This is a genomic window from Actinomadura sediminis, assembly GCF_042675525.1.
GTDB lineage: Bacteria > Actinomycetota > Actinomycetes > Streptosporangiales > Streptosporangiaceae > Spirillospora > Spirillospora sediminis.
This window is the reverse complement of record NZ_JBHTJA010000013.1, coordinates 97,169-116,423: the sequence shown is the minus strand read 5'-3', so window position 1 is coordinate 116,423 and position 19,255 is coordinate 97,169. Positions and strand designations below refer to the sequence as shown.

Sequence of the window (19,255 nt, the reverse complement as noted above, 5' to 3'; positions counted from 1 at the left end):
CGGGCGGCGGCGGTGCCGCCCCGGCGTCCGGCGGGGGCGCGGTCGGGCGGCAGGCGCCGCCGCCGCTGTGGGGCCGGCGCTCGCCCGGCGACGAGCCGCCGATGCCGTTCTGGCTGCGTCCGGCCGAGGGGTCGCCGGGTGAGCCGGGCCGGGACGAGTGATGAACCTCGACGACCGCCAACGCAAGATCGTCTTCGCGGGGCTGGTGGCGGCGCTCGCCGCGGTCGGGGTGTACCTGACGGTCGCCGCTCCCGAGCGGGCGACCGGCGGGCCGGACGACGCCCCGACGGCCGCGGCGACCGCCCCGGCCGGTCCCGCGTCGCCGCCGCCCGGGATCCGGACGGCGGTGAACCCGGAGGACTTCGACGTCTACCGGCTGCTGCCGTTCTCCCGGGCGGAGTTCGCGACGGCCGCCGAGGTGGCGCAGAGGTTCGTGGCCGCGTACGCGACGTACCGGTACGACGAGGAGCCGCGGAAGTACGACGAACGGCTGGCACCGCTCACCACGGAGCAGCTGCGCGGCGAGCTGGCGCGGGCGCACGCCTCGGCCGGGCTGGTCGCGAAGCGGCGGGCGGACCGGACGGTCGCGACCGGGACGGCGTCGCTCGACCGGGTCCGCGACATCGGCGACAACTCGATCATCTTTCTGGTGACCGGCACGCAGGCGGTCACCGCGGGGGGCAAGGAGACCAGCGAGAACAAGCAGTGGGCGGTGACGGTGGTGCGGGACGGCGGATCGCTGCGGGTGTACGCGTTCGAACCGGCGGACGCCGGGCAGGCGGGTGACACCGGATGACGGCGCGGCGGCTGCTGTTCGCGGGCGCGCTCGGCACCGCGGGCCTGCTGTTCGTCGCACTGATCTTCGTTCCGGTGCTGTTCGGGGCGAGCCAGTTCATGTTCGGCGGCGGGGCGGGCACCCGGTGCACCGACACGTCGGGCGCCGGGGCGCAGCCCGCCGCGGCGGGCGACGCGGAGGCGATCCCGGGCGCGTTCCTGGAGCTGTACCGGCGGGCGGGCGAGGAGTACGGGATCCCCTGGAACGTCCTCGCGGGCGTCGGGAAGGTCGAGACCGACCACGGGCGGTCGACGCTGCCGGGCGTCAGCAGCGGGGAGAACTACGCGGGCGCGGGCGGCCCGATGCAGTTCCTCGCCGCGACGTTCAAGGCGTACGGGGTCGACGGGAACGACGACGGGAAGAAGGACCGTTACGACCCGGTGGACGCCATCCCGTCGGCCGCCGCGTACCTGAAGGCCAGCGGCGCGCCGGAGCGGATGCGGGACGCGATCTTCGCCTACAACCACTCGTGGGACTACGTGGACCTCGTCCTGGACTGGGCCGGGAAATACGCCGGCGGGGAGTTCGAGGTCGTCCAGAGCAACGGGATCGACTGTGCGGACAACGAGCTGCCCGCCGGGGTCGACGGCGTCGTCAAGGAGATCATCGAGTTCGCGATGGCGCAGCGCGGCAAGCCGTACGTGTTCGGCGCGAACGGGCCGGACGCCTGGGACTGCTCCAGCCTGATCCAGGCGGCCTACCGGCAGGTGGGCCTGTCGATCCCGCGCACGACGTTCCAGCAGTGGCCGTTCGGCAAGAAGATCGGGAAGGGCGACGAGCAGCCGGGCGACCTGGTCTTCTTCAACTCGGGCCCGGGGACGGCGGCGAACAATCCGGGACATGTCGGGATGGTGATCTCGAAGGGCAAGATGATCGTCGCGCGGTGCTCGACGTGCGTGCCCGCGATCGCCGTCCAGTCGTACGAGCGCTCGGACTGGATCGGCTCGACGCGCCCGCTGGCCAAGCCCGAACTGCAACGGCAGCTCCAGGCGGCCGCGCAGCCGTGAGGACGCGGCCGGGGCGGATAAATCGGACGGGAACGGGGGTGCCGCGTGGCATGCTGACCGCGTGGACGCCGAGATAACGATCCGAGTCGCCGACGATCTGCTGATGTTCCTGCCCGCCGCGCGGCGGGAGCCCGTCCGGCGCGTCCCGTACGACGGGACGTCGACGCTGGGGCATCTGGTGGAGTCGCTCGGCGTGCCGCTGCCCGAGGTCGGGCCCATGACGGTCGGCGGGGACCCGGTGGACGCCGCGTTCCGCCCGCGCGGCGGTGACGAGGTGCTGGTCGGGGCCGTCCCGCGCCCGCAGCCCGTGCCGCCGGAGCCGGGACGGGTGTCGCCGCGGTTCCTGCTGGACGTGCACCTCGGGACGCTCGCGCGGCGGTTGCGGCTGCTGGGCCTCGACACCGCCTACCACAACGACATGGACGACCCCGCTCTCGTCGTGCAGGCCAACGAGGAGCGGCGGGTCCTGCTGACCCAGGACCGGGGGCTGCTGCGCCGACGCGCGCTGTGGTTCGGCGCGTACGTCCGCGGTTCCCGGCCGGACGATCAGCTCCGCGACGTGCTCGGGCGGTTCGCGCCCGTGCTGCGGCCGTGGACGCGCTGCACCGCGTGCAACGGCGGGCTCGTCCCGGTCGACAAGACCGAGATCGAGCGGGAGCTGGCGGCGGGCACGCGCCGCAGCTACGACGTCTACGGACGCTGCGAGCGGTGCGGGCAGGTGTACTGGCGCGGCGCCCACGGCGATCATCTGGAGGAGATCGTCCGGGAGGCGACGCGGCTGGTCGCGGACGCCCGCGGGGACGGGGACGCGCCGGACGGCGCGGCGGGCGGAACCGATCGGGCCGGAGCGGCCGTCTCAGAGTGAAACCGAGGAAGGAGCTGGTTCCCATCGACCTGATCGTGGTGGGTGCGGCGATCATCGCGGACGGGCGGCTGCTGGCCGCCCAGCGGGCCGAGCCGGCCCACATGGCGGGCGGCTGGGAGCTGCCCGGCGGCAAGGTCGACCCCGGCGAGTCCGACACCGACGCGCTCGTCCGGGAGTGCCACGAGGAGCTGGCGATCAAGATCAGGCCGGGCCGGCGGATCGGCGGCGACTGGCGGCTGGGCGAACGCGCCGTGCTGCGGGTGTGGACGGCGCGGATCGTCGAGGGGGAGCCGCGCGCGCTGGAGCATCTCGCGCTGCGCTGGCTCGCGCCGGACGAGCTGTACGACGTGGAGTGGCTCCCGGGCGACCGGCCGGTCATCGACGTGTTCGCCCGGGAGGGCCTCCGCTGACGGGTGGTCAGCCGATCCGGTTGGCGCCCGCGTAGTCGGAACGGTCCGACAGGCGGGAGATCTTCACCACATCTCCGGTCTGCGGCGCGTGCAGGTACTTGCCGTCGCTGAGGTAGATCCCCATGTGATGCAGGTTGGCGCCGAAGTACACGAGGTCGCCCGAGCGCAGCTCGCCGCGCGACACCTTCGTGCCCAGCCCGTACAGCGACCCGGTGTAGTGCGGCAGGCCGGGCTTGCCGACCTGCGCGTACGCCCAGACGACCAGCCCGGAGCAGTCGAAGCTGCGCGGCCCGGCCGCGGCCCACACGTACGGGGCGCCGAGCTTGGTGACCGCCTTGCGGGCCATCTCGGCGGGCAGGCCGGTGCCCTTCACGGCGGCCTTGAGGCCGGTGCGGGGGCTGTAGGCGTTGGTGGTGGTGAGCTTCTCGAGCCGCTTGAGGACCTCGTCGACCTTGGCCTTGGCGCGCCCGCGGGCCTCCTCGGACGTCTTGGCGGCCTTCTCGACCTCGGCGGTCCTGGCGTGCGCGGCCTTCTCGGCGGCCTCGGCCTCCTTGATCTGCTTCTGCAGGGCCGCGACGGTGTCCGACTGGCGTTTCGCCAGGTAGGCCGAGGCGGCGAGACCGTCCGCGGTGCCGTCGATCATGAACAGGACGTCGGGGCGGCCGCCCTTGTAGTTGGCGGCGGCGATCTCGCCGAGCCGCTGCCGGGCCGGTTCCGCCTGCGCCCGCAGGGTCGCGGCCTTCCGCGCGGCGGCCTGCTCGGCCTTCTTCGCCGCCTTCAGCTCGACGCGGCTCTTGTTGTACTGCTCGGTGAGGATCTCCGCCTCTTCCTGCAGCTTGTCGAGCTCCTTCTTCAGCCCTTCCACCGTCGTCGGGAGGGGCCCCGGGGAGCCGGACGGCTGCGGGGACGGGTCGGCGTGCGCGGCGGGCGCGGTCGAACCGAGGGTGATCAGCAACAACGTCGCCGCGGCGGCGGACGCCACCCCGTGCCGGGGGGCGCGCCTGCGCCGGAGATGGTCCGGTGTCAAGCCGGGTTCTCCTCTCGTCGACGGCCGGTTCTCGACGGCCGGATCACCGGGAGATTACAAACATTGGGCAAAGAAGGCCAATCGAGGTTTAAGGGGCGCGTGGTGCGGATCACGCTGCCGGGACGGCCCGCGGGGTCCGGGGGCCGCCGCGAGTACGGCAGGAACCGGACAGCGGCAAGTAGAATGGAATCGCCGCGCGTCTGCGGCGACTCCCGAACTCTCACGCAAGGCGAGACCGCATGCCCATCTCCACGCGCGACGACCTCCGGAACGTCGCGATCGTCGCCCACGTCGACCATGGCAAGACGACGCTGGTCGACGCCATGCTCTGGCAGTCCGGTGCCTTCCGCGAGAACCAGGACGTCGACGACCGCGTCATGGACTCCAACGACCTCGAGCGCGAGAAGGGCATCACCATTCTCGCGAAGAACACCGCCGTCCGGCACGGCGGGCTGACCATCAACATCATCGACACGCCCGGCCACGCCGACTTCGGCGGCGAGGTCGAGCGCGGCCTGTCCATGGTGGACGGGGTCGTCCTGCTGGTGGACGCCAGCGAGGGGCCGCTCCCGCAGACCCGGTTCGTGCTCCGCAAGGCGCTCGCGGCGCGGCTCCCGGTGATCCTGGTCGTCAACAAGACCGACCGGCCGGACGCCCGCATCGACGAGGTCGTCGACGAGACGTACGAGCTGTTCATGGACCTCGACGCCGACGAGGAGCAGATCGACTTCCCGATCGTGTACGCGTCGGGGCGGGCCGGCCGGGCCTCGCTGACCAAGCCCGGCGACGGCGAGCTGCCCGACAGCGAGGACCTCGAGCCGCTGTTCTCGGTCATCACCGAGACGATCCCGGCGCCGTCCTTCGACCCGGACGCGCCGCTGCAGGCGCACGTGACGAACCTGGACGCGTCCAGCTACCTCGGCCGGATCGCGCTGTGCCGGGTCCACGCCGGGACGATCAAGAAGGGCCAGCCGGTCGCGTGGTGCCGCCGTGACGGCAGCGTCGAGCGCGTCAAGATCACCGAGCTGCTGATGACCGAGGCGCTGACCCGCAAGCCCGCCGACGAGGCCGGGCCGGGCGACATCATCGCGCTCGCCGGCATCCCGGAGATCATGATCGGCGACACCATCGCCGACCCCGACGACCCGCGCCCGCTGCCGCTGATCACGGTGGACGAGCCGGCGATCTCGATGACGATCGGCACGAACACCGGCCCGATGGCGGGCCGCGAGAAGGGCACCAAGGTCACCGCCCGCCTCGTGAAGGACCGGCTGGACCGCGAGCTGGTCGGCAACGTGTCGATCAAGGTGGTGCCGACCGACCGCCCGGACGCCTGGGAGGTGCAGGGCCGCGGTGAGCTGGCCCTGGCCATCCTGGTCGAGAACATGCGCCGCGAGGGCTACGAGCTGACCGTCGGCAAGCCGCAGGTCGTCGCGAAGGTCATCGACGGGAAGAAGCACGAGCCGGTCGAGCGGCTCACCGTCGACATCCCCGAGGAGCACCTCGGCGCCGTCACCCAGCTCCTGGCCGTCCGCAAGGGCCGCATGGAGCAGATGACCAACCACGGCACCGGCTGGGTCCGGATGGAGTTCCTGGTGCCCGCGCGCGGCCTGATCGGCTTCCGCACCGAGTTCATGACGGAGACGCGCGGCACCGGCATGGCGCACCACGTCTTCGAGGGCTACGAGCCGTGGTTCGGCGAGCTGCGCACGCGCCCGTCCGGTTCGCTGGTCGCCGACCGCGCGGGCGCCGCGACCGCGTTCGCGATCACGAACCTGCAGGAGCGCGGCACGTTCTTCGTCGGGCCGACCACCGAGGTGTACGAGGGAATGATCGTCGGGGAGAACTCCCGCGCCGACGACATGGACGTGAACATCACCAAGGAGAAGAAGCTCACGAACATGCGGTCCTCGACGGGCGACGAGCTGGAGCGGCTCACGCCGCCGCGCGTCCTGTCCCTGGAGGAGGCGCTGGAGTTCTGCCGCGAGGACGAGTGCGTCGAGGTCACGCCGACCGCCGTCCGCATCCGCAAGGTCGTCCTGGACGCCAAGGAGCGCGAGCGGGCCCGCGCCCGCAGCAAGCGCTCCGGCTGATCCGCTCCGGCCGGATCCCGGCCGCACGCCGCACAAGGAAAACGGCCCCCGGCTCGATCGAGCCGGGGGCCGTTCCGTCGTCGGTGCCGGTCAGTTGAGCTGGACGTTGCCCGTCACGTCGGCGGCCAGGCGGAGCTGGTCGCCGTTCTTCAGCGGCGCCTCGACGCCGCGCGGGAGCCGCTCGCCGTTGACGAACGTCCCGTTCGTGGAGCCCTCGTCGCGCACCCACGCCGTCCCGGACGGGTCGAGCCACACCGTCGAGTGCCGCCGCGACACGTTGTCGTACTGCGTGAACGTCGACGCGACCGGCGACTGACCGGCGTCCCGGCCCAGCACGAGGTGCTGGCCCACCGACACCTTCAGCTCACCCGTCGGGAACTGCACCCGCAGGACGGGCGTGCCCTGCTGCCCGCCACCGGGCAGCGGCCGCAGGCACTGGTCGCACTGTGCGGCGCCCGGGCTGGACAGGACCGCCTCGCAGTACGGGCACATCATCGCCGTGCTGTCGCTGCGCGGCGGACCACCGTGCTGCTGGTCCGGCGGCAGGAGCGTCTGCTCCCGGCCGTGCGGCGGCGGCATCGGCGGCCGGTGGTCCGGCTGCGGCGGCGGACCGAACTGGTCGTGCTGCGGAGCCTGCGGCTGCGGCGCGCCCCACTGGTCCTGCGGCGGGCCGTACTGGTCCTGGGGCGGCCCGTACTGGTCCTGCGGGGGGCCGAACTGGTCCTGGCCGGGCGGCCCCGGCTGCTGCGGCTGCGGTGCGCCCCACTGGTCCTGCTGCGGCTGCGGAGCCCCCCACTGGTCGTTCTGCGGCGCCTGGTGCTGCGGCGGCGCCTGCATCGCGCCCGGGCCGCCGCCCTGCGGACCCGGAGGACCGTACTGGTCCTGCGGAGCCTGCGGCTGCGGCGCCCCCCACTGGTCCTGCTGCGGGGCCTGCGGCTGCGGTGCGCCCCACTGGTCCTGCTGCGGCTGCGGCGCCCCCCACTGGTCGTTCTGCGGGGCCTGCGGCTGCGGCGGGCCCCACTGGTCCTGGGGAGCCTGGTGCTGCGGCGCCTGCTGCTGCGGGGCCTGCTGGTACTGGTACTGGTCCTGCTGGTACTGGTCCTGGTACTGCGGGGCACCGCCGTGCTGCGGGCCCCCGTGCTGGGGGGCGCCGTGCTGCGGGGCGCCGTGCTGGGGAGCACCGTGCTGCGGGGCGCCGTGCTGGGGTCCCCCGTGCGGCGGGGCGCCGTGCTGGGGCGCGCCGTACTGCGACCCGCCCCCGGCCCGCGCCAGATTCGCGCCGCAGCTCATGCAGACCAGATCCCCGGGCTGGGACTGCTCACCGCAGACTGGACAGTTCAAGCTCGCCATGACACTTCCCCCGAGCGTACGCCGGCGCGTTCGAGCCTCGACGTGAGGTGTTCCATGTCGCCCCTTCGCGGGATCCCGATGTAGTACACCCGCCTTCCCTCCGGCCCTTCGTCCACGGACACCTGCACTCTGGGCCCAGCGCCTTTCTCGATCTTCCCGTCGTCGGCCAGCGCCCCGTACCGTTCTCGCCCGAGCGGCGACAGCGGCACGATGCGCTGGTTGGCCGACCCCCTCCAGAGTAGGGAGCCGCCCTCGGGGTGTCGCCCCCTCGGGTTGAGCCGGTCGACATATGGGCCCGTGATGACGGCGTCGCACATGTCCAGGATCTCCCGAGACTCGCGGGACCGCGCGAGCCGAGAGTAGACATATCCGCTGTAGACCAATATGTCGAACTTAATCGTCTCACGCGTGGGGGCGTCCCGCCATGCGCGGACCCCGTGCAGCAGCGCGGCCAGCGCGGCCGGCTGCTGGAACGGCTCGCCGCCCGAGATCGTCAGCCCGTCCACCGGTCCGGGCAGCGAGGCCAGCCAGCCGAGGATCGTCTCGACCGGCACGGCCTTGCCCGGATCGGCGCTCCAGGTGTCCCGGGACAGGCATCCGGGGCAGTGCAGCGTGCAGCCCTGCGTCCAGATGCCGGCGCGGGTCCCGGGGCCGAGCGCGGTCACCGGATGGTGCGCCTTGGCGAGCAGCAGCGAATGCGGGGAGCCGCCGCCCGTCACAGGAGGTCCAGATGCACGATACTGCCCTCACGGCGTATCCCGGACACGGTGACGGGCTCGTCCGGGACGAGCTCACGATCGAACAGCGCGCGCGCCAGCGGGTTGACGAAGTAGGACTCCAGCGCCATCCCGATGCCGCGCCCGCCGTTGTCGAGCTCGGCGGTGCACCAGCCCCGCAGCGTCTCCAGCGCGTCGTCCTCCATCGTCAGGGCGAGCCGGTGCTCCTCCGACACGCGCTTGCAGATGTTCGCGAACTGCAGGTCGAAGATCTGCTGGGCGGCGTCGGCGGAGATGAAGTCGAACACGACGATGTTGTCGCCGAACCGGTTCAGCAGCTCCGGCCGGTTCAGCACCTCGGTGAAGTGCTCGGCGACGGCGGCCTTGATGCGCTGCGCGACCTCGTCGTACGACATCCCGGGAGTGATGTTCTGCACACGGTTGGGCGACGCGTACGCCGCGCCGCCGCCGGGCGTCGTCAGGTCCCGCCCCGGCACGTACATCCCGAGGTTCGAGGTGAAGATCAGGATCGACTCGGAGAAGTGGACGGTGTTGCCGCGCCCGTCGGTGAGCCGCCCGTCCTCGAGGATCTGCAGGAACTTGTCGAGGATCCGCGGGTGCGCCTTCTCGATCTCGTCGAACAGCATCACCCGGAACGGGTCCTCGCGGACCGCGTTCGTCAGCTCGCCGCCCGCCTCGTGCCCCACATAGCCCGGCGGCGCCCCGATCAGCCGGTCGCCCGACCCCTCCCCGGAGAACTCGCTCATGTCGAACCGCAGGTAGGCCGACTCGTCCCCGAAGATCAGCTCGGTGACCGCCTTCGCCAGCTCCGTCTTGCCGGTGCCGGTCGGGCCCGCGAAGAACAGCACGCCCCGCGGGCGGCTGCCCGAGCGCGTCGCCTGCGCCCCCGACAGGCCCAGGACCGCGCGCTTGAGAATGTCGAGCGTCTTCGTCACCGCCTGCGGCTGCCCGATGACCCGCTCGGGCACCCGCTTCTCGCCCTCCAGCACCCGGCGCCGCAGGTGCCCGCGGCTCCACGGGTTGTCGAGCACCCCGAGCTTGTAGGTGCGGACGGCGTCCGGCAGGTCCGTCAGGCTGACGTTGCGTTCCTTCGCCAGCCGCGTCACCTCGATCATCGACTGCAGGGTGAGCCCGTCGGCCTGCTCGGCGAACGCGTCGCACGCGTCCGCGGCCGCCTGGTCCTCGCCCACGTCGCCGACCCCGAACGCGCGCGCCAGCAGCCGCGCCGTCTCCTGCCGGTCGCCCAGGTGCGGCCGCGGAATCGTGATCTCCCGGATCGTCTCGTTGTCGGCGGTCATCCACGGCGGCAGGTCGCCCGGCCGCTCCACCAGCCACACCACCGGGTTGTACAGCGGCTTCGGCCGCGCCCCCGCCACCCGCACCGGACGGGCCGTGCGCGACAGCTTCGCGCAGAACCGGAAGAAGTCGCGCTCGGCGGGCTCCAGGTCGGTCGGCGTCCGCGCGATCCGCGACGCCGAGTCGATCACGAACGCGGCGCGCACGTTGTCCTGCGGCCGCGCCACCGCCGCCAGGTGCCGCGACAGCGCCTCCAGGGACGGTTTCTCGTCCCCCTTCAACCGGCCCATCAGCCGCTCGGCGGCCCGCTTCGCCTCGTCCGACAGCTCGTCGCCGGCGTCCGGGCAGATCTGCAGCCCGTCCACCGGGTCGTAGACGGCCATGAACGCCGCGCCGCTCGCCCGCAGCGTCTCCCACAGCAGCTCGCGCAGCGGCAGCAGCCGCGCCGGGCCGCCCACCTGCGCGGGCGGCGCGAGGAAACTGTCGTAGAGGTTCCCCGACAGGACGTACTGCGAGTGCACCGACAGCGTCGCGTCCAGCTCCCGGATGAACGGCGGCCAGCCCTGCAGGCGTCCGCCCAGGGTCGGCGAATCAATGCTCATCAGGCCCGCTCCACTCCGCTTCCGTACCGGTCACTCGGCGCCGCGCGCCGTCACTGGCCGTGCGAGCGGCGGCGTTCCCGCCGTTCGGCACGCCCCCTAGTGTGCCGTGACTCGGCCGTCACCGGCAGTTCGCGGACCCCCGGGTCGAGCCGCCAGCCCACGTCGGACCGGATCCCGGCCTCGGCCAGGCGGGCCCGCGCGGCCTCGAACGCCGCGCACCACTCCGCCTCCCGCTCGGCGTCGATCCGCCGGTCGTCCTCGCTCCGCGCGGGCCGCTCCCGCATCATCGACGCCCGCACCTGCGCGTCGTCCACCCGCATCCGGACGCTGTGGTCCGGCCAGGCGCCCTTCGTCAGGACCATCGTGCCGTCGGACGCGGTGAGCGTCTCGAACCCGCCCGCCACCTCGTACCCGAGGTCCTCGAACGCCGCGGTGATCGAGTCGAGCACGTACCGGCGCTCCGCCTCCGCCTGCGCGGCGGCGTCCGCCTCGGCGGCCCGCCGCCGCTCCGCCTCCCGCAGCTCCCGCGTGCGCCGGTTGGCGTCCTGGATCCGCAGCCGCACCTCCTGCAGGACGCCCTCGGCCTCCGCGGCGGTCGCGGCGGACGCGAGCAGCCGCGCCGCCTCCACGACCGCCTCCCGCTCGGCGGGCCCGGCGTCGGGCAGCAGCCGCGCCATCACCCGGGCGAGCGTCCGCCGGACGTCGCCGGACTCCTCCGCCGGGACGGTCTCCGCCGGTTCGAGGTCGCCGGTGAGGGGCTCGGCGGGCGCGGCGAAGATCTGCGCGGTGACCTCGGCGGCCAGCAGGTCCGAGAGCGCCCGCTCGGCGTCGTCCAGGGCCCGGTCGGTGGCGGCGCACCACGCCGTGAGCTCCGCGGCGGGCCGCTCGTCGAGCGCCAGCGGCGTCGGCAGGTCGAGCGCCGCGCCCAGCCGGTCCCGGGTCTCGGCGAGCGCGGCGATGCGCGCGTTGCGTTCGACGACCTCGCGCAGCGCCCGCTCCTGCGTCTCCACCTCGGCGAGCGCCGCCGCCCGCGCCTCCGCGCGTCCCTCCGCCAGCGCGGCCAGCGCCTCCGCGCCGCGCCCCGCCAGGCCCGCGCCCCGCCCCAGCACCCGGTTCATGCCCAGGCTCAGCACGACCGCCGCGTCCAGCGCGATGTCGGCCTCGACTCCGCTGCTCATGCCCCTCCCGTCACCGTGCCCCGCGCCTGCCGCCAGCGGTGCAGCCGGACGCCCGCCGCGACGCCGTGCGCGACCGGCGCGGCGATCAGCACGAGCGTCCACAGCAGCCCCGCGACCGGCGTCACGGCCGCCAGCAGCAGGAAGACCAGCAGCAGCGGGACCGTCCCGGCCAGCAGCACGAGCCCGCAGCCCCGCCGCCCCGTCCGCTGCGCGGCGCCCGACACCGTCTGCGACGCCTTCGACAGGCCCCGCCCGCCCGCGCCCAGCACCTTGGAGAACATCGCCCACGGGCCGTGCGGCAGGTAGTCCGCGCTCTGCGCCCGCGCGAGCACGACCTCGGCGCCGCACTGCAAGCCCCACACGACGACCGACAGCACGGCCAGGAAACCGAACGGGACACCGGACGAACGCTGGAACCCGCCCACCGAACTCGTCCCGCCGTCCGGCCCGCCGCCGAACAGCGCGCCCACGATCCAGGAACCGGACAGCCAGACGGCCAGCAGCGGCAGCGTCCACAGGACGGCCCGCCCGGTGGCGGCGCCGCGCCCCGCGAGCCGCGCCCGTTCACGCTCCGCCCGCTGCGCCCGCAGCGCCTCCGTGCGCTCCGCCTCGGCGCGCCGCGCGCGTTTCGCCGACTCGATCTCGACGACCGCCTCCGGTGCCGCCAGCAGCACCGCCAGCATCCGCAGCGGGTCGTCGCCCGCCCCGCCCGCCAGCCACTCGAACCACGGCACCGGCTCGGCGCCCGCCGTCCGGGCCCGGGCCCGCTCCAGGCCCTCGGCGAGCTTCCGGCGGACGTCCGCCGGGTGCGCCGCGAGGGCCAGCAGCATGGCGAGCACGAGCGGCGGGTCGTCCGCCCCCGCGTCCGGCAGGCGCGCCGCCAGCGCCGGGGGCGGCGCGTCCTGCGCCCGGATCCACCGCGCGAGCTCGTTCCACGCCGCCGCGTGCGCCCGCCACTGCTCGTCCACCCCGGCCAGGTCGGCCCCGCCCGCGAAACCCGCCAGCTCCCGCAGCAGGCCGTGCCGCCACAGCTCCCGCACCAGCCGGCACGCCACCCGGTGCTCCGGCCCCGGATTCTCGACGTACGCGGGCAGCATGCGCAGGTCTTCCGCGGTCACCCGCCGCCCGAGGAAGTGCGGCGGAAGGTCCGGGTCGAGCCACCGCACCAGATACAGCAGCTTCAGGTCCGGGTCGACGTCCGCGGTCAGGCGGCCGTCGACCAGCTCGATGCTGCCGTCGTCCGGAAGTTCGGCGAGCCAGGCGCGCAGGCTCCGCCACGCCTCGCTGTTCTCACCGCGCCCGAAGAAGTACTGCGCGGCGTCCGCCCACTCCGCGACCAGCGCGCGCGCCAGTTCGTCCCGCCGCGCGTATCGGCGCCCCTTGAAGGGCAGACCAGTGCCCGTCTCCGGCCCGGTGGCCTCTTCGGCGACCGGGGGAGACCCGCCGTCCAGCCACGCCGCGACCTCCGCGCCCGACCAGCGCCGCCGCGGGTCGCGGGTCAGCAGCCCCCGGCACAGCAGCCGCAGCCGCGGGTCCGCGACGTCGTCCGCGCTCACCGGCCGGGTCGCGAGATGGTCGACGACCACGGTCTCGCTCAGCCCCCGGAACGGCGCCCGTCCCGTCGCCAGCTCCCGGACGATCATGCCGAGCGACCACCAGTCGCGCGCGGGCGACACCTGCCCCGACAGCGACTCCGGCGCCGCGTACGCCAGCGTCCGCGACGACGAGGCGAACACCACGCTCTGCTCGAGCACCTTGCTCAGGCCGAAGTCGGCGATCGCCAGCCGCAGCGGGTCGCCGCTCAGCACGAGCACGTTCTCCGGCTTGAGGTCGCGGTGCACGATCCCGGCCCGGTGCAGCGCCGTGAGACCGTCCGCGAGCTGCGCGGCGACGTCCGCGACCGCCTCCGGGGGCAGCGGCCCGTCCATGAGGGCCCGCAGGTTCCCGTCGGGCGCGTACGCCGTCACCTCGTAGTCGCGGCCGTCCGCGTGCCCCGTCTCGAGGATCCGCAGCACGTGCGGCGAACCGAGCTCCGGGAGCTTCGCCCACACGTCCCGGTCCGCCCGGTAGCCCCGCCGGAAGATCTTCGCGACGTGCTCGGCGCCCCGTGCGTCCCGGACCAGCAGCAGGTCCGACTCCGCGCCCTGCACGGGCAGCTCCGCGACGGCCTCGTACCGCTCGGCGAGCTCCGCCGGGAGCCGCATCAGCGACGCGCCGCCCGTCCCCCCGGGCCCGTCCCGGCGCGTCTCCGCCGCACCCCGAGGCCCGGGCACCCGGGCCTCGTCGCGCCGCGTCGTCCCCGCGTCCCGCCGCGTCCCGGCCGCCTCGTCCGTCCCGTCGACCTCGCCCACTGACAGCCCCGGCTAGCTCTTGTCCTTGATGACCCGCAGGTATTCGCTGATCTTGAACTGGTTGATGAGGAACTCGAGGGCCATCCGGGTCGTCACGAGTTGGAACAGCCAGATGATCGGGGTTGCGAGAATCGTCAGAACGCCGAGCATCTGATTCCACTCAAGGAATCCGACACCCGTCCAAGCGATGATCAAAGCGAAGAGCGTGATCAGCACGACCGCCAGCCGGTAGATGATCTTGATCATCTCGGCAGTGATCATGTAGTCGAAGCTGGTGTCGAATAGAGCGCCCACCAGGCCCTTACGTCGCGGCGGCGATGCCCATCCCTGCGGGGGTACCTGGGGTTGCGGGCCGGTCGCGTACGGGCCCGGGCCCGGCTGGTTCGGGTTCGGCTGTCCCTGGCCGTGGCCCTGGCCGGGCGGCGCGGCCGGGGGGCGGGGGTTCGGGACCGGGATGGGGCCGGTGCCGTGCTGATGTTGTTGCTGCTGCTGGGGATGCGGCGGGGGCGGTGGGCCGTACGGCCCTCCCGGGGGCTGCCCGCCCGCGGGCGGGCGCGCCGGCTGGCCGGGGTCCGAGGGGTTCGTCATCGCCGTCGTCTCCAGTGTTGAGCCGCCTACAGGGAGACTCTACGGCCTGTGCCCCGTCCCGCGCCGTCACCGACCCGCGCCGCCCGACCGAGGCGCGGGCCCGCCCGCACCGGCCTGTGCGGGGTCAGCGCGGTCTCCATGCCCTCCGGGACGACACGTTCGTGCGTCAACGGGTCGTTACTGTCACCGACGGGTGAGGTCGGGTGCCGTCCGGGCGTCGTTTCGGAACGTCGTTCCGCGTGCCCCGGCGGCGCCGTGGACGAAGACGCCTCGGGCGTCCGGCCCGTTCGGTTATCGTTCCGGGGGCTTCACTCGGCGGATCGGGGCGAGGTTCGATGATCGCGTTGGCGTTGGTTCCGCTGGGGTTCGTCGCCGGCCGGCTCGCCGCGCCGCTGGCGGAACCGTACGTCGGCGACGTGCCCGCCGGGGACCGGACGGCCCTCGGCGCGGTCACCGCACTGGTGTTCGGTGTGCTCGGGTTCGCCGTCGGGCTCGAACCCGTCCTGCCCGCCCTCCTCTACGTCGCGCTGGTCGGGACGCTGCTGGCGTTCGTCGACGTGCACGTCAAGCGGCTGCCGGACGGCTTCACGCTCCCGTCGTACGCGATCGTCCCGACGCTGCTCGCCGCCGCGGCGCCGTTCACCGCGGACGGGACGCGCCACTTCGCGCACGCGCTCGCCGGGATGGCGGCCCTGTTCCTGCTGTACGCGGTGCCGGCGTTCGTGAAGCCGTCCTGGCTGGGGCTCGGCGACGTCAAGCTCGCCGGGGTCCTCGGCCTGTGCCTCGGATGGTTCGGGCTGGAGACCTGGCTCGCGGCCGTCCTGCTGACGTACCTGCTCAGCGGCGTGCTGAACGCGGGCATCATGATCGTCCGCCGCAGTCCGCGGCGCGAGTTCGCCTACGGCCCGTACATGCTGGCCGGGGCGCTCGGCGCCGCGGTGCTCGCCTAGGGACGCCTACTCGCAGAGTTTCTTACCGGACTCGGCCTTCTCCCCGATGTTCTGGATGGCGGGCGGCGCGAGCTTCAGCCCCTTCTTCCCGATCACGAGCCGCACGCCGTCCTCCGGCGCGTTCCCGTCCGGGGTGAGCAGCGCCTCGGGGACGTCCCGCGCGAGGACGGACGCGTGCGCCTCGGCGGACGGGGCGAAGACGATGCGGCCGTCGGTGGCGCCGGGCGCGTCCTCGACGTCGTCGGCGACCGTGAACCCGCGCCGCTTCAGCTGCTTCACCACCCTGTCGACGGCCTTGTCCTTCGCCCCGGCGGACACGACGGTGATCTCGACGTCCTTCGGCTTCGGCGCGGGCTTCGCCGCCGGCGCGGCGGGCGCGGCGGGCAGCTTGTCGTCGTGCCGGATCGCCTCGAACATGGGGCCGGCCAGTTCGTCGTTCCACTGCACCCGGTTCGGGTCGGGCTTGTAGCCCTTGACCGGGACGGTGACGAACCGGACCTGCCCGGCGTTCATGCCCCGCAGGCCGTCCGCGAGCTTGCGCATGTCCGACAGGCCGAACTCGTCGTCGGTGGTGATGGAGTCCGTGGCGGCCTTGAGGAAGTCGTAGGTCCGGGCCGGGTCCGTCAGGACGTCGGAGCTCAGCGCCTTGTCCACGACGGCCGCCATGAACTTCTGCTGGCGCTCGATGCGCCCGAGGTCGGACCCGTTGCCCAGCGAGTAGCGGGCGCGGACGTACCCGAGGGCCTTCTCGCCCTTGACGGTCTGCTTTCCCGCGTCCAGATACAGTTCCGCGCGCGGATCGTTCACGGGCTTCTCGACGCAGATCTCCACGCCGCCCAGCGCGTCCACCATCCGCTTGAACCCGGAGAAGTCGATCTGCACGAAATGGTCGATGTGGACGCCCGTGAGCGACTCCAGCGTCTTCCACGTGCAGGTCGGGCCCGCGTAGGCGAACGCGCTGTTCAGCATTCCGAACCGTGCGGAGACCTTGTCGCCGTTCTCCTTCTCGCACTCGGGGATCTTCACCATCGAGTCGCGCGGGAAGCTCACCGCGACCGCCTGGTCCCGGTTCGGCGACAGGTGCAGCAGGATCGTCGTGTCCGACCGCGCGCCCGCCATCCCGGGCACCGCGTACTCGGCGTTGTCGCCCTCGCGGGTGTCCGAGCCGAGCAGCAGGATGTTGAGCGATTCGTTGAGCTTCTGCGGACGGTCCGTCCCCAGTTGCGACCCGACGTGCTTCTGCTCGATGCCGCCCATCAGGTCGCGGTAGAGCCAGTACGCGCCGCCGCTCCCGGCCACGAGCACCGCCACGAGGCCGATGGCGGTCCGGCGGAGGATCTTGCGGCGCCGGGACCGCCGCGCGTCGTCCCGGTCGGGGAAGGACACCGCCTGCGGGGCGTCGTCGTCCGATCCGCCGCCGGCGTCCTCGCCGTCCGCCTCATTCGCTTCGCCGGCACGGTCCCGCCGCTCGTCACCGCCGTCCGCGGCCGGGCCCTCGCGATCGTCGGCGTCGCCCGTGCCGGTGTCGCCCGTGCCGGTGTCGTCCTCGCGGGCGCGGTCGCGGCCGGACGCGTCCGCGCCGTCGGGAGCCGCGTCGTCCGCGTCGTCCCCCGGACGTCCGTGGACGGTGCCGTCTTCGTGGCCGGAGCCCTCCGCGAGGTCTTCGCGTCGTTCGGGACCGGTCGGCGGTTCGGTGCTCATGGGTGTGCGCAGCCGTTCGTGAAACGGTGTGTGTCGCTCATCGGTCCCGTCTCGGCAAGCCCGGATGGGGCGTGGTCGGTGCGGCTCGTCAGTTTACGAACTGGGGCGGGATCGCGGGTGATCGCGTGACTCCCTCTGTTAGATGCGCGGAAGTCGCGATCTGTTGACACGTTCGCCCGAATCGAGACGCACCGGGCGGTTCCGTACGATCGCAGCGTGAGCACGGGGTGGGTGATCGGCGGCCGGTTCACGATGCTGGACCGGATCGGGACGGGCGGGACGAGCCGGGTCTGGCGCGCGTTCGACCACGCGGAGGGACGGTACTGCGCGGCGAAGCTCGTCCGGCGGCGCGGGCCGACGACGGTGCTGCGGGCCGTCCGGGAGCAGGCGCTGCGGCTCGCGCACCCGCACGTGGTGACGCCCTACGCGTCCTGTGCGGCCGACGACGACGTGCTGCTCGCGATGGAGCTGGTCCGCGGCGGTTCCCTGCAGACGCTCCTCGGCGACTACGGCCGGCTGCCGCCCGCGTACGCGGCCGAGGTGCTGGACCAGCTGCTGGCCGCGCTGGGCCACATCCACGCGGCCGGGGTGGTGCACCGCGACGTGAAGCCTGCGAACCTGCTGCTGGAGCCGAGCGCGGTGGGGGCGCCGCTCGTCCGGCTCGCCGACTTCGGGATCGCGCTGGAGGACGACGGGGTGCGCGTCACCACGACCGGGTTCACCGTCGGCACCCCCGGTTACCTGGCGCCCGAGGTGCTCGACTGGAACCGGCCGGGGCCCCGCCAGGACCTCTACGCGGCCGGGATGGTCGGGTGGCGGATGCTGACCGGCGCGGGCGATCCGCAGCCGCGGCAGCCGGTCGGCGCGCCGCCCGCCGGGACGCCGCCCGGGCTGTGGTCGGTGGTCGGGTGCCTGTGCGACCCCGACCCGGAGCGGCGCCCGCCGGACGCCGCCGCGGCGCGCCGCGCCCTCGCCATGTGCGGGCTGGAGCTGCGGCTCCCGGCGTCCACCCTGGACGGCGAGGCGCTGCAGATCTTCGACCAGCTCGGCCCGCCGCCCGCGGCGCCGGGCGCGCCGGGCTGACCGGGACGGGCCGCGTCGCGCGGATCACGACTCGCTGAAGGTGATCTCGACGCGGCGGTTCCGGGCGCGGCCCTCGGGGTCGTCCTCGCCGTTCTTCTCGTTGGGGGCCACGGGATCGGTCTCGCCGCGGCCCACGGCGGTGATCTCGACGCCCGCGCCGGACAGGTGGCGCAGGAGTTCGGCCTTGACGGCGTCGGCGCGCTGCCGGGACAGGCGGCGGTTGTAGCCGGGCTCGCCTCGCGAGTCGGTGTGCCCGGAGACCTCGACGGTCCCGGTGGCGCCGCGGACGCGGCCGGCGAGCTCGGCGATGTGGCCGCGCGCCTCGGCGGTCAGCGCCGCCTTGTCGAACTCGAACAGGACGTCGGACGAGATCTGCACGGTCACCCGCCCGTCGCTGCTGTCCTCGCGTTCCAGGTCCACGACCGAATCGGACAGGTCGATGTCGCGGACGGCCGAGGCCGCGTCGATGTCCCGGACGGACGCGGTCACCGCGGCGTCCGGCACGTCCGGTCCGGCCGCGGCGGCCGCCGGGGTGCCCAGGGTGAGGACGAGCACCCCCGCCATCACCGTTCTCCGGTGCATGGGGTCACCTTTCGACAGGGATGTTGCGGAACGTCGGCCAGGAACCGAATTGCAGGTCCACCGCCTTGACGTTCTCCGGCGGGGCCGCGAACGTGAACTGCAGTGTTCCGGCCTTGCCGTTGTCGAGGTCGGTGGTGATGTCGTCGGTCGCCAGCTCGGCGCCGCCCGAGTCCTCGACGACGACGTAGCGCTTCAGGTTGACCGGGTCGATCAGCGCGGGGTCGATGCCGTCATTGCCGTTCAGCTTGTACGGGCTCGTTTCGTCCGGTCCGCCGGCGGGAAGCCGCGGGGTCATCTGGACGGTCAGGGTCGCGAGTCGCCCCCGCACCCGCAGGCCCATGACGGCGATCTCGACCTCGGCCGACGGCTCCTGCGGAGGGGCGCCGAGCGTGGCCTTCACGATGGGGTCGCCCGCGGCGTCGACGGACGGGGTGCCGCCGTCGGCCGCGCCCCCGGACGAGCCGGCGTCGTCGAGCATCGAGCAGCCGGTCGGACCGCCGGCCAGCAGCAGGACCGCGGCCGCGGCGGACGCGGCACGGTGGAACGGGCGCATGGGAGGAGCCGCCTTCCTGGTCGTCGCATGTGCAAACGATGATTTTC

Annotated in this window: 17 protein-coding genes; 7 read left to right on the top strand and 10 right to left on the bottom strand. The window is 73.5% G+C overall.

Features of this window, described 5'->3' with window-relative positions; all coding sequences use genetic code 11:
- Positions 1-160 precede the first annotated feature (160 nt).
- The 4 genes from ACFQ11_RS10285 (at position 161) to ACFQ11_RS10270 (ending at position 3,117) form a co-directional block, all read left to right on the top strand.
- The gene (locus ACFQ11_RS10285; protein ID WP_378297778.1) at positions 161-796 is read left to right on the top strand and encodes a hypothetical protein; all 636 of its coding nucleotides are present in this window, start codon (positions 161-163) and stop codon (positions 794-796) included.
- Positions 793-1,842 carry an NlpC/P60 family protein gene (locus tag ACFQ11_RS10280; RefSeq protein WP_378297777.1) on the top strand — a complete coding sequence of 350 codons (1,050 nt, stop codon included), beginning with the start codon at positions 793-795 and terminating at the stop codon, positions 1,840-1,842. The genes ACFQ11_RS10285 and ACFQ11_RS10280 overlap by 4 nt, the downstream gene beginning before the upstream one ends.
- Positions 1,843-1,903: 61 nt before the next feature.
- Positions 1,904-2,707, top strand: coding sequence for a Mut7-C RNAse domain-containing protein (locus tag ACFQ11_RS10275; protein ID WP_378297776.1), 804 nt, complete (start codon positions 1,904-1,906; stop codon positions 2,705-2,707).
- Entirely contained in the window at positions 2,704-3,117 is a 414-nt protein-coding gene (locus tag ACFQ11_RS10270) for a (deoxy)nucleoside triphosphate pyrophosphohydrolase (protein WP_378297775.1), read from the top strand. The genes ACFQ11_RS10275 and ACFQ11_RS10270 overlap by 4 nt, the downstream gene beginning before the upstream one ends.
- A gap of 7 nt (positions 3,118-3,124) precedes the next feature.
- Here the strand turns inward: ACFQ11_RS10270 and ACFQ11_RS10265 are convergent, their stop codons facing one another.
- Complete coding sequence (locus ACFQ11_RS10265; protein WP_378297774.1) at positions 3,125-4,144, bottom strand: C40 family peptidase; 1,020 nt, start codon at positions 4,142-4,144, stop codon at positions 3,125-3,127.
- A 239-nt stretch (positions 4,145-4,383) separates the two neighbouring features.
- Here ACFQ11_RS10265 and typA point away from each other — a divergent pair, with 239 nt between their 5' ends.
- Positions 4,384-6,237: a translational GTPase TypA gene (gene typA / locus ACFQ11_RS10260; protein ID WP_378297773.1), complete on the top strand. Its 1,854-nt coding sequence runs from the start codon at positions 4,384-4,386 to the stop codon at positions 6,235-6,237.
- 90 nt (positions 6,238-6,327) lie between these two features.
- Here the strand turns inward: typA and ACFQ11_RS10255 are convergent, their stop codons facing one another.
- Genes ACFQ11_RS10255 through ACFQ11_RS10230 form a run of 6 tightly spaced genes read right to left on the bottom strand, consistent with a single transcriptional unit; the run spans position 6,328 to position 14,339 of the window.
- Positions 6,328-7,587 (bottom strand): FHA domain-containing protein, encoded by a 1,260-nt coding sequence (locus ACFQ11_RS10255; protein WP_378297772.1) that lies wholly within the window; start codon positions 7,585-7,587, stop codon positions 6,328-6,330.
- Positions 7,575-8,306, bottom strand: coding sequence for a 4Fe-4S single cluster domain-containing protein (locus tag ACFQ11_RS10250; protein WP_378297771.1), 732 nt, complete (start codon positions 8,304-8,306; stop codon positions 7,575-7,577). Before ACFQ11_RS10250 ends, ACFQ11_RS10255 begins: the two co-directional genes overlap by 13 nt.
- A complete protein-coding gene (locus ACFQ11_RS10245) occupies positions 8,303-10,222 on the bottom strand; it encodes an AAA family ATPase (RefSeq protein WP_378297770.1) in 1,920 nt (639 codons plus the stop codon). The genes ACFQ11_RS10250 and ACFQ11_RS10245 overlap by 4 nt, the downstream gene beginning before the upstream one ends.
- A gap of 50 nt (positions 10,223-10,272) precedes the next feature.
- On the bottom strand, positions 10,273-11,400 hold the full coding sequence (locus tag ACFQ11_RS10240; RefSeq protein ID WP_378297769.1) for a response regulator receiver protein: 1,128 nt from the start codon (positions 11,398-11,400) through the stop codon (positions 10,273-10,275).
- Positions 11,397-13,751, bottom strand: coding sequence for a protein kinase domain-containing protein (locus ACFQ11_RS10235; protein WP_378297768.1), 2,355 nt, complete (start codon positions 13,749-13,751; stop codon positions 11,397-11,399). The genes ACFQ11_RS10240 and ACFQ11_RS10235 overlap by 4 nt, the downstream gene beginning before the upstream one ends.
- Before the next feature lie 12 nt (positions 13,752-13,763).
- Positions 13,764-14,339 (bottom strand): DUF4282 domain-containing protein, encoded by a 576-nt coding sequence (locus ACFQ11_RS10230; protein ID WP_378297767.1) that lies wholly within the window; start codon positions 14,337-14,339, stop codon positions 13,764-13,766.
- Between the two features lie 335 nt (positions 14,340-14,674).
- Between ACFQ11_RS10230 and ACFQ11_RS10225 the strand changes: the two genes are divergently transcribed.
- The gene (locus ACFQ11_RS10225; RefSeq protein ID WP_378297766.1) at positions 14,675-15,289 is read left to right on the top strand and encodes a prepilin peptidase; all 615 of its coding nucleotides are present in this window, start codon (positions 14,675-14,677) and stop codon (positions 15,287-15,289) included.
- 6 nt (positions 15,290-15,295) lie between these two features.
- Here ACFQ11_RS10225 and ACFQ11_RS10220 read toward each other — a convergent pair whose 3' ends face one another.
- On the bottom strand, positions 15,296-16,990 hold the full coding sequence (locus tag ACFQ11_RS10220; RefSeq protein ID WP_378297765.1) for an LCP family protein: 1,695 nt from the start codon (positions 16,988-16,990) through the stop codon (positions 15,296-15,298).
- A gap of 216 nt (positions 16,991-17,206) precedes the next feature.
- Between ACFQ11_RS10220 and ACFQ11_RS10215 the strand changes: the two genes are divergently transcribed.
- Positions 17,207-18,073 (top strand): serine/threonine-protein kinase, encoded by an 867-nt coding sequence (locus ACFQ11_RS10215; protein ID WP_378297764.1) that lies wholly within the window; start codon positions 17,207-17,209, stop codon positions 18,071-18,073.
- Positions 18,074-18,097: 24 nt separating this feature from the next.
- On the opposite strand, the gene ACFQ11_RS10210 is transcribed toward ACFQ11_RS10215, so the two are convergent.
- A complete protein-coding gene (locus ACFQ11_RS10210) occupies positions 18,098-18,655 on the bottom strand; it encodes an OmpA family protein (protein ID WP_378297763.1) in 558 nt (185 codons plus the stop codon).
- 4 nt (positions 18,656-18,659) lie between these two features.
- Complete coding sequence (locus ACFQ11_RS10205; RefSeq protein WP_378297762.1) at positions 18,660-19,208, bottom strand: hypothetical protein; 549 nt, start codon at positions 19,206-19,208, stop codon at positions 18,660-18,662.
- Between the last annotated feature and the right edge of the window lie 47 nt (positions 19,209-19,255).

Coding starts and splice junctions, on each gene's coding strand:
- ACFQ11_RS10285 (WP_378297778.1), top strand. CDS start 161: ATGAACCTCGACGACCGCCAACGCAAGATCGTCTTCGCGGGGCTGGTG.
- ACFQ11_RS10280 (WP_378297777.1), top strand. CDS start 793: ATGACGGCGCGGCGGCTGCTGTTCGCGGGCGCGCTCGGCACCGCGGGC.
- typA (WP_378297773.1), top strand. CDS start 4,384: ATGCCCATCTCCACGCGCGACGACCTCCGGAACGTCGCGATCGTCGCC.
- ACFQ11_RS10255 (WP_378297772.1), bottom strand. CDS start 7,587: ATGGCGAGCTTGAACTGTCCAGTCTGCGGTGAGCAGTCCCAGCCCGGG.
- ACFQ11_RS10245 (WP_378297770.1), bottom strand. CDS start 10,222: ATGAGCATTGATTCGCCGACCCTGGGCGGACGCCTGCAGGGCTGGCCG.
- ACFQ11_RS10240 (WP_378297769.1), bottom strand. CDS start 11,400: ATGAGCAGCGGAGTCGAGGCCGACATCGCGCTGGACGCGGCGGTCGTG.
- ACFQ11_RS10230 (WP_378297767.1), bottom strand. CDS start 14,339: ATGACGAACCCCTCGGACCCCGGCCAGCCGGCGCGCCCGCCCGCGGGC.
- ACFQ11_RS10225 (WP_378297766.1), top strand. CDS start 14,675: ATGATCGCGTTGGCGTTGGTTCCGCTGGGGTTCGTCGCCGGCCGGCTC.
- ACFQ11_RS10220 (WP_378297765.1), bottom strand. CDS start 16,990: ATGAGCACCGAACCGCCGACCGGTCCCGAACGACGCGAAGACCTCGCG.
- ACFQ11_RS10210 (WP_378297763.1), bottom strand. CDS start 18,655: ATGCACCGGAGAACGGTGATGGCGGGGGTGCTCGTCCTCACCCTGGGC.
- ACFQ11_RS10205 (WP_378297762.1), bottom strand. CDS start 19,208: ATGCGCCCGTTCCACCGTGCCGCGTCCGCCGCGGCCGCGGTCCTGCTG.